Origin of the sequence: Hyphomonas sp. BRH_c22 (assembly GCF_000961795.1) — a bacterium.
Classification (GTDB): domain Bacteria; phylum Pseudomonadota; class Alphaproteobacteria; order Caulobacterales; family Hyphomonadaceae; genus Hyphomonas.
The window spans coordinates 59,976-67,995 of sequence record NZ_LADU01000049.1 but is presented as its reverse complement, the minus strand read 5'-3'; the positions used below and the strand labels follow the sequence as shown (position 1 = coordinate 67,995).

Here is an 8,020-nt window from a genome sequence, read left to right as displayed (position 1 = left end):
ACGACGCTCTCCTCCTTCTCCAAGGTCGGCCCGATGACGATTGTCGCATTCGAGCTGAAGGCCACGTTCGCTGACGGCCGCCCGGTCATGAACCTCAAGACCCAGTTCGGCTTCTTCCCGGCGGCAGCCCTCGAGCGCCAGGCCGGCCTGCCCACGAAGGACGCACACCGCGCCCTGCTCGCCCTCGCTCCCAACCGGTCCGGCACAACCCTGCCGGCAGCGCCCACCGCCACTGGCAACCTCGTCATGCTCGACCGCATCGACTATTTCGATCCAGCCGGCGGCTCTGCGGGTCTCGGCCTCGCGCGCGGGCGCCAGTCGGTCGATCCGCACGCCTGGTATTTCAAGGCGCACTTCTTCCAGGACCCGGTCCAGCCGGGCTCGCTCGGCCTTGATGCCCTCGTCCAGCTCCTGTCGCACGCTGCCTGCCTGAAAGGCTTCGCGGACGGCATGGCCAACCCGCAATTTGAAACCGTCGCCGCAGGTGCCCCGGTCAAATGGGCCTATCGCGGCCAGGTGACGCCAGACAAGCAGGAAGTCACAACGGTCATGGAGATCATGGAAGTCACCCGGTCCGGTGACCGGCTGCTCATTACGGGCAAGGGAACACTTTGGTGTGACGGCCTGCGCATCTACGAGGCAAGCCCGCTGACAATCGCCCTGTCAGATCGCGCCTAGTCTCTTGCGGCCACAGCAAGGCTGGCAACCAGTCCGTCATGCCATGACGTCCGAACGGCAAACGCCGCGTCCTCGAATGTGACGCGCCGATGCGCCCCCTCCGGTCGCCCCAGCGTCTCCACCGCCACCGGCACACCCTTCGCGCCCCCGCGCAACCCCGTGCCAGCCGCCTTCAGCACCGCTTCCTTGATGGTCCAAAGCTCGAAGAACGCAGCCAGCCCCCGGTCCGGCGCGCTGCCAGCCAGCGCGCGCATCGCGTCGCGTTCGGCGTCGCTGCAAACCATTGCCAGCATTGGTTGCCAGTCAATCGCCCGCAGCCGCTCGATATCCACCCCCACCGGACGCCCGTCTGCAAGGGCCACGGCTGTCCAGCCATCGCTGCGGGAAATCGACAGACGCCGGTCAGGGTCATGCCCCAGACACGGCGCCCCTTCACCGTCTCGCTGCACGTCCACATCCGTCGGCGGCACACTCAGCATCTGGCCAAGCATCATGCGTGCACAGGCCAGCGAGGCCCACAGCTGCTCCTGCGCCTCGGGAGTCTTCAACCGCGCGACCCGGGCCGCCTCCAGCTCGCTTAATGCGGGAAGAACTGCATTTTTAGACCGCGCCCATTCCAGGCTGTTGCAGGCATGCACAGTCACACCGGACACGCCGTGCGCAAGGTCCAGGACGTATGTTTTCTGGAACATGTCACTCACGTTCGGATCCGATCTCTGTCTGTGAACAGGTCTGTTTTCTAGGCGATTTCTCTGGAAAATGACACCGATTGCGCTGAAGCGTCATCGTCACACAACTGACGCAAAGGCAAACTGACATAACGCACTTGCAACATTTCATTTTCTACAGCATGCAGCGCAGTTGCGGGGTTCGGTGGGGGTTATTGCAGCCTGGTAATGCTGCGCCGCAAAATAACCTGATTTCTCAGCGAAACGCCTGCACTGGTGAGGCGTAATGGTCAGATCGAAGGCGCTTTTTGCGGTGCCGGGCGTCTGGGCAGCAATTTTGTTGCCTCGGGAAAATTGAACCGCTTTCAAGGAATATGGCCTGTTGGCCTGACGAGGTTGCATTGAAACTTACACGGCGCCCTAACTACATTCCTGCCGTCGTGCTCGGCGCAGCGGCCGCCGTCCTTATGGGCGGCATCATCGTCGCCATAGGATCGGCCAGTGCGCCCGCGCCAACCGTTGAAGTTGCGGCCAGCGAGCCGGATATAACCGCGGCAGCCGCCGAAACGGCCCCCGCCCCCGTTGCGCCGATCATTGAACCACTCGATTCCGTTGCCGACTACACACCTGAACGGGTCGAATCCAGCGACGAGACTCCCGAAGACGTCGCCCCGGCCGCCGCAGCGCCGTCAAAGGCGCCCTTCTCGTTCGATCAGGTGATCAACAAGGCGCAGGCGCTGTCGGAACATGAGTTCCAGAAATCGCCTCCGGTGCCGTCCGCCGCCGCCTCACTCGACTATGACCAGTACCGCCGCCTCGAGTTCAAGCGCGAATCTGCCGAATGGACGCAAGACACGACGATCCCGTTCCGTGTCCACTATGATCCGCGCGGCTACCTGTTCAACGAAGAGGTCAAGCTCAACATCATCGACAAGGGTGTGGCGACGCCCAAGCCCTGGGCCGAGGCCGACTTCAACTTCTTCGACCTGCCACTGTCGGAAGACGATAAAAAGGCGCTCGGCTATGCAGGATTCCACGTCACCGCGCCGCTGAACTCCTCCGGCAAGTTCGACGATCTCATCAGCTTCAAAGGCGCCAGCTTCTTCCGCGTCCTCAGCGCCGGCACGGTTTACGGCGCATCGGCGCGCGGCATGGCGATCTCCACCGCCTCGCCTGCGGGTGAAGAGTTTCCGTCATTCCGCGAGTTCTGGCTGGTGAAGCCTGAACCCGGCGCCAAGTCGATGACCGTCTACGCCCTGCTGAACGGCGTCAGCACGACCGGCGCCTTCCAGTTCGTCATCACGCCGGGATCGACAACGAACGTCGACGTCGAAGCCGTGTTTTTCCCGCGCCGCAAGCTGACCGAAGTCGGCGTCGCGCCGATCACCTCCATGTATTATTTTTCGCCCCACAGCCTCAATCGCGGCAACCGCGACTACCGCGTCGCCGTCCACGATTCCGAAGGCCTGATGATGGAATTGCACAATGGTGAATGGGTGTGGCGCCCTCTGGCCAACCCAAACCAGCTCGAAATCTCCAGCTTCGCGACCCAGCCGCCCCTCGGCTTCGGCCTGGTCCAGCGCAAGCGCGACTTCGATTCCTATGACGATCTCGAAGCCAATTACGAGCGCCGCCCGAATGTCTGGATCGCGCCCGGTGATGGCTGGGGTCCGGGCAACCTGACCCTCGTCGAGATACCGACCACCAACGAGTACAATGATAATATAGTCGTCTCCTGGCGCCCGGCAGAGGCCTGGGAGGCCGGCAAGCCGGTTCGACTGTCCTACGAGATGATCTGGAGCCTGCCGCAGCCGGTCGTTGCGCCTGTCGCCAAGGTCACCGCCACGAAGGTGGGCATATCCCCTGCCACCAAGCGTCCGATGTTCATCATCGACTTTGAATCCGACAATGGCGAATTACTGCGCGATGCACTGCCGCAGGTCTCGACCTCGGCCGGCGCAATCATCTCGCCTGTCGTCCAGCCCAACACCCGAACCGGCGGCATGCGCCTCAGCTTCGAACTCGACACAAAGGATGCCAGCCTTTGCGAATTGCGAGCCCTGCTGACCAAGGCCGACCACTCAGTTTCTGAAACCTGGCTCTATCGCTGGAGATCATGATGCTCACATTCCGCGCCCGCCCTGCAGAACTGCCGATTTCGATGCCCGACCAGGCCTTCGACACCGGCCCGACCCGTAACGCCAAGGCGCCGAAATCCTTCCGGTGGCGCAAAGTCATGGTCTTTTCGCTCTCGCTCGCACTGGCTGTGTGGGCAACGGTCGAGATGTACCACGTGCTTGACGTATCCGGCGTCACCACGCTGGAAAAGATCCTGCTCGGCGTCTTCAGCCTGAATATCAGCTGGATTGCTTACGCCTTTGTCAGCGCCACGATCGGCTTCCTTGCCGCGCTGGCAGGCCTGTTCAACGCGCACCGCTCGCGGGCATCGTCCGGTTCTGCGCTGATTTCCGGCCGCACCGTGATTGTCTTCCCGATCTATAACGAAGAAGTCGAGCGCGTCTTTGCCACCGTTGAGTCGACTGCGGAATCGCTCACCAACGCGCCGGGCCGCTTTGAATGCTTCATCCTCAGCGACACGAACGATCCCGAAATCGCGCTTCAGGAAGAAGCCGCGTTCGAGCGCCTGCGCTCGCGCCTCGCGCCCGGCTCGGTTGTCCACTACCGCCGCCGCACGATGAACCTGCATCGCAAGGCCGGCAATATCCGTGACTTCATCACGCGCTGGGGCGGCCGCTACGACTACATGATCGTTTTCGACGCCGACAGCTTCATGGAGCGCGACACGCTCATCGAACTGGCCCGCCGCATGGATGCGTCGCCGGAAACCGGCCTCATCCAGACCATTCCGCAACTGGTGGGCGGGCGCACCCTGTTTGCCCGCACCCAGCAGTTCGCCGCAGCGCTCTATGGTCCGGTCCTTGGCAGCGGTCTCGCCTGGTGGGCCCAGAATGAAGGCAATTTCTGGGGCCATAACGCCATCCTCCGCATCTCCGCGCTCGCCAATGCCGCTGGCCTGCCTGAAATTCCGGGACGGGCGCCGTTCGGCGGATCGATCCTCAGCCATGATTTCGTCGAGGCCGCCCTGCTTCGTCGTGCAGGCTGGAACGTCCAGATCGCGCCTGAACTCGGCGGTTCATACGAACAGGGCCCGCCTTCCATCATCGACCTGTCCATCCGCGACCGCCGCTGGTGCCAGGGCAACATGCAGCACATGGCCGTCCTGCTGAAGACGCGCGGCCTGACCTTCACCAGCCGGATGCACCTCATCATTGGCATATTCTCCTATCTCGCATCGCCGCTCTGGCTGCTGTTCATCACGGTCGGCATGCTGCTGTCGCTGCAGAACATGTTCCTCAAACCGCAATATTTCGGCGAATCGGCGGCCCTCTTCCCGTCCTGGCCGGTCATCGACTCCGAACGCTCGCTGAACCTCTTCCTCATCACCATGGCCATCCTGTTTGCGCCAAAACTCTATGGGCTCATCTATGGCCTCGCCTCGCCGCGCTGGCGGCGCACGGTCGGCCCGGTGAAGACCTTCCTGAGCGTCATCGCCGAAACCGTGATTTCGGTCCTGATCGCGCCAGTCATGCTGGTCGAACAGACGACGGCGGTCTATCGGGTCTTCTCGGGCCGCGACGGCGGCTGGAACCCGCAGGCGCGCGATTCAAACGAATACACCCTGCATGACACGTTCCGCCACCATGCACCGGCCATCGTGCTCGGCACCGTGCTCAATGTTTCCGCTTTCGCCATCTCGCCCATTTTCGCTGCATGGCTTGCGCCTGCGACCATCGGCATGCTGCTAGCGGCAACCCTGTCCTACTGGACCGGCCGCACGAAAAGCGGCGACTTTGCCCGGCGGATGAACCTGCTCGAAAGCCCCGAGGAAATCGAACCGCCGCAATCCTATCTGGAATCAGTGGCTGACCGCCCCGCCTACCATAACCTCGACGTACCAAGCCTGACCCACCTGTTTGCCGACCGCAACCTGCGCAACCGCCGCACGCATATCGTCGACACGCACTGGCCGCTGGCCCACAGCGAAGTCCACACGCCGCTGGCCCTTGCCCGCGCCCGTGCCAACCGCCTCGCGACGATAGACGAATACATCAGCGCGCTTGAACCGAAGGAAAAACTGGCCCTGCTCAACTCGCCCGGCGACCTGGATGCGGTCATCGATGAGTACAGCATGCGCGGACTGCACTATTCCACGGGAACGACCTGAGGCTAGAACAGCGGCTGCTTCACCGCCGTCATGGCTTCCATCATCTCGTCGAACTCTTCCTGCACCTTCGGTTCCGGTGCGCCGCGCATCAGGCTGACCAGAACGGTGACGATAAGGCTGAAGAAAAAGCCCGGCACGATGGCGTAGATCGTGTCAGACAGAGCCACGCCGCCTATCGTGATCGGCGCATACAGCCAGACCAGCACGGTCACTGCGCCGGTGATCATGCCTGCGAGCGCGCCATCGCGCGAAATGCCCCGCCAGAAAAGGCTCAGCAGGATCAGCGGGCCGAACGCGGCGCCGAAACCGGCCCACGCATAGCTGACCAGCGACAGGATGTTGCTCGACCGGTCAAACGCCAGGAAGATGGCAACCAGCGACACGGCCAGAACCGACAGCCGCCCGATCAGAACCAGCTCCTTCTGGCTCGCCTCCTTGCGCAGGAACGTCTTGTAGAAATCCTCCGTCAGGGAGCTCGACGAGACCAGGAGCTGCGAGGAGATTGTGCTCATGATCGCGGCGAGGATGGCCGCCAGCAGGAAGCCGCTGATCAGCGGATGGAACAGGACCTGCGAGAACAGGATGAAGATGGTTTCCGGGTCGGTCAGCTCGCTGTTGAGATTGTGCCCGTTGACATAGGCAACCCCGGCAATGCCGACCGCCACCGCACCGGTCACCGTCACGATCATCCAGCTCATGCCGATATAGCGCGCCGCAGCGATGTCCTTGAGCGAGCGGATGGCCATGAAGCGCACGATGATGTGCGGCTGGCCAAAATAGCCGAGGCCCCAGCTTGCGGCGGAAATGATCCCGATCAGCGTCATGCCCTGGAACCAGCTGAAGAAATTCACGCGGCTTGGGGCGTCTGCCACACTCGCCGGTGGCGACGCCATGACGGCAGCATGCGTGGCATCAAACCCGCCGAGTGACGTGATCGCAACAACCGGCACAAGGACCAGCGCGATGAACATGATGCACCCCTGCACGAAGTCGGTCAGGCTGACCGCCAGGAATCCGCCGAACAGCGTATAGGCGACCACCACGCCTGCGGTCACGAACAGGCCAAGTGTATAATCCAGCCCGAATGAGGCCTCGAACAGCTTGCCCCCGGCAACGACGCCGGACGAGGTATAAAGCGTGAAGAAAATGACGATGACGACGGAAGACAGGATCCGCAGGGCCCGTGTCCTGTCCTTGAACCGCTTCTCGAAAAAGTCCGGGATGGTGATCGCATCCTCGGACAGCTCGGTATAAACGCGCAGTCTTGGCGCCACGAGGCGGTAATTGAAATACGCGCCGATCACGAGACCGATAGCAATCCACGCTGCGCTATAGCCTGACACGAACACCGCCCCCGGCAGGCCCATCAGCATCCAGCCGCTCATGTCTGACGCACCCGCTGACAGCGCGCCAACGGCAGGATGCAGCTTGCGGCCGCCCAGCATGTATTCCGAAACATCACTCGTTGACTTGCGATAGGCATAAAGCCCGATCAGCATCATAAGGATAAAATAGGCGCCAAGCGAAACGAAGGCTGCTGTATTCATATGAAATTCTTCTCTGTCGTCTGTGTGTCCGTGACGGATATACCGGCAGTCTTGCCAGAAATAGCGCGAAACGCCTAACGCAGCTCCACGGCCCTGTCATAGGCCGCCTGAGTCGTTCGTCGCATCAGCTCGGTCAGGGTGCCGTCCGCGTTCAGGGCCTCAAGGCCCGCTTGCGTCGTGCCATTCTTGCTGGTCACCGAATTGCGCAGGCTCTCGACGGACTCATCGGATTGCCGCGCCATCTCCACAGCGCCCGCCATGGTGCCGAGAACCAGTTCGCGCGCCTGGCTGTTGGTGAAACCCAGCTCCTCGGCCGCCGCGATATAGGTCCGCGCGATCTCGAAGACATAGCCAGGACCGCTTCCCGCCACTGCCGTCACACGGTCCAGCGCGTCCTCATCATCTACCCAGACCACTGTTCCGGCCCGCTGCATCAGGGCCTCGACAGCGGCCTTCTGGTCCGCCGAGCATTCGGGGCTCGCATACAGCCCGCTCACGCTCTGCGCGATCAGGGCCGGCAGGTTCGGCATGATGCGGATCACAGCCGATGCGCCGGAAACAGCCTTCAGCCGGGCCACCGAACACCCCGCTGCGATCGAGGCAACGACGCCGGAGGGCGCCAGACAGTCCTGATAGGCCGGGATGATCTCGTCGATCATTTGCGGCTTCACCGCCACGATCATCAGGTCAAACGAGGATTCCGGCAGGCTTTCGCGATCCTTGAACAGGTTCACGCCATCGGGGACTGACTCGGTGAAAGGGTCGACCACGGTAAACGTCCAGTCTTCGGACCTGGCCCACTGCGCCAGCAGAGCGCCGCCCATTTTCCCGCAACCGATCAAAAGTGCATCCATTGTGATATAAAGTCCCTTTTGGGTGTG

The 8,020-nt window shown here is 62.3% G+C and carries 5 protein-coding genes and 1 pseudogene; 3 read left to right on the top strand and 3 right to left on the bottom strand.

Translation table 11 applies throughout. The features are described from left to right. Window positions 1-678, top strand: a pseudogene (locus VR74_RS06425) (beta keto-acyl synthase); the annotation flags it as partial. Here VR74_RS06425 and VR74_RS20600 read toward each other — a convergent pair. Continuing rightward, the gene (locus VR74_RS20600; protein WP_299949747.1) at window positions 675-1,370 is read right to left on the bottom strand and encodes a 4'-phosphopantetheinyl transferase superfamily protein; all 696 of its coding nucleotides are present in this window, start codon (window positions 1,368-1,370) and stop codon (window positions 675-677) included. The pseudogene VR74_RS06425 and the gene VR74_RS20600 overlap by 4 nt on opposite strands. 377 nt (window positions 1,371-1,747) lie before the next feature. Here VR74_RS20600 and VR74_RS06415 point away from each other — a divergent pair, with 377 nt between their 5' ends. Together VR74_RS06415 and mdoH are read left to right on the top strand one after the other, a co-directional pair. Continuing rightward, window positions 1,748-3,466 carry a glucan biosynthesis protein G gene (locus VR74_RS06415; RefSeq protein ID WP_299949746.1) on the top strand — a complete coding sequence of 573 codons (1,719 nt, stop codon included), beginning with the start codon at window positions 1,748-1,750 and terminating at the stop codon, window positions 3,464-3,466. Continuing rightward, window positions 3,463-5,592, top strand: coding sequence for a glucans biosynthesis glucosyltransferase MdoH (gene mdoH, locus VR74_RS06410; RefSeq protein ID WP_299949744.1), 2,130 nt, complete (start codon window positions 3,463-3,465; stop codon window positions 5,590-5,592). The genes VR74_RS06415 and mdoH overlap by 4 nt, the downstream gene beginning before the upstream one ends. Before the next feature lie 2 nt (window positions 5,593-5,594). Here the strand turns inward: mdoH and putP are convergent, their stop codons facing one another. Next, the gene (putP, locus tag VR74_RS06405; RefSeq protein ID WP_045695275.1) at window positions 5,595-7,139 is read right to left on the bottom strand and encodes a sodium/proline symporter PutP; all 1,545 of its coding nucleotides are present in this window, start codon (window positions 7,137-7,139) and stop codon (window positions 5,595-5,597) included. A gap of 74 nt (window positions 7,140-7,213) precedes the next feature. Continuing rightward, window positions 7,214-7,993, bottom strand: a complete 780-nt coding sequence (locus VR74_RS06400; RefSeq protein WP_045695274.1) for a pyrroline-5-carboxylate reductase — start codon at window positions 7,991-7,993, stop codon at window positions 7,214-7,216. Window positions 7,994-8,020: the final 27 nt, after the last annotated feature.

Excerpts from the sequence above, each read along its gene's own strand:
- mdoH (WP_299949744.1), top strand. The coding sequence starts at position 3,463 with ATGATGCTCACATTCCGCGCCCGCCCTGCAGAACTGCCGATTTCGATG.
- VR74_RS20600 (WP_299949747.1), bottom strand. The coding sequence starts at position 1,370 with ATGTTCCAGAAAACATACGTCCTGGACCTTGCGCACGGCGTGTCCGGT.
- VR74_RS06400 (WP_045695274.1), bottom strand. The coding sequence starts at position 7,993 with ATGGATGCACTTTTGATCGGTTGCGGGAAAATGGGCGGCGCTCTGCTG.
- putP (WP_045695275.1), bottom strand. The coding sequence starts at position 7,139 with ATGAATACAGCAGCCTTCGTTTCGCTTGGCGCCTATTTTATCCTTATG.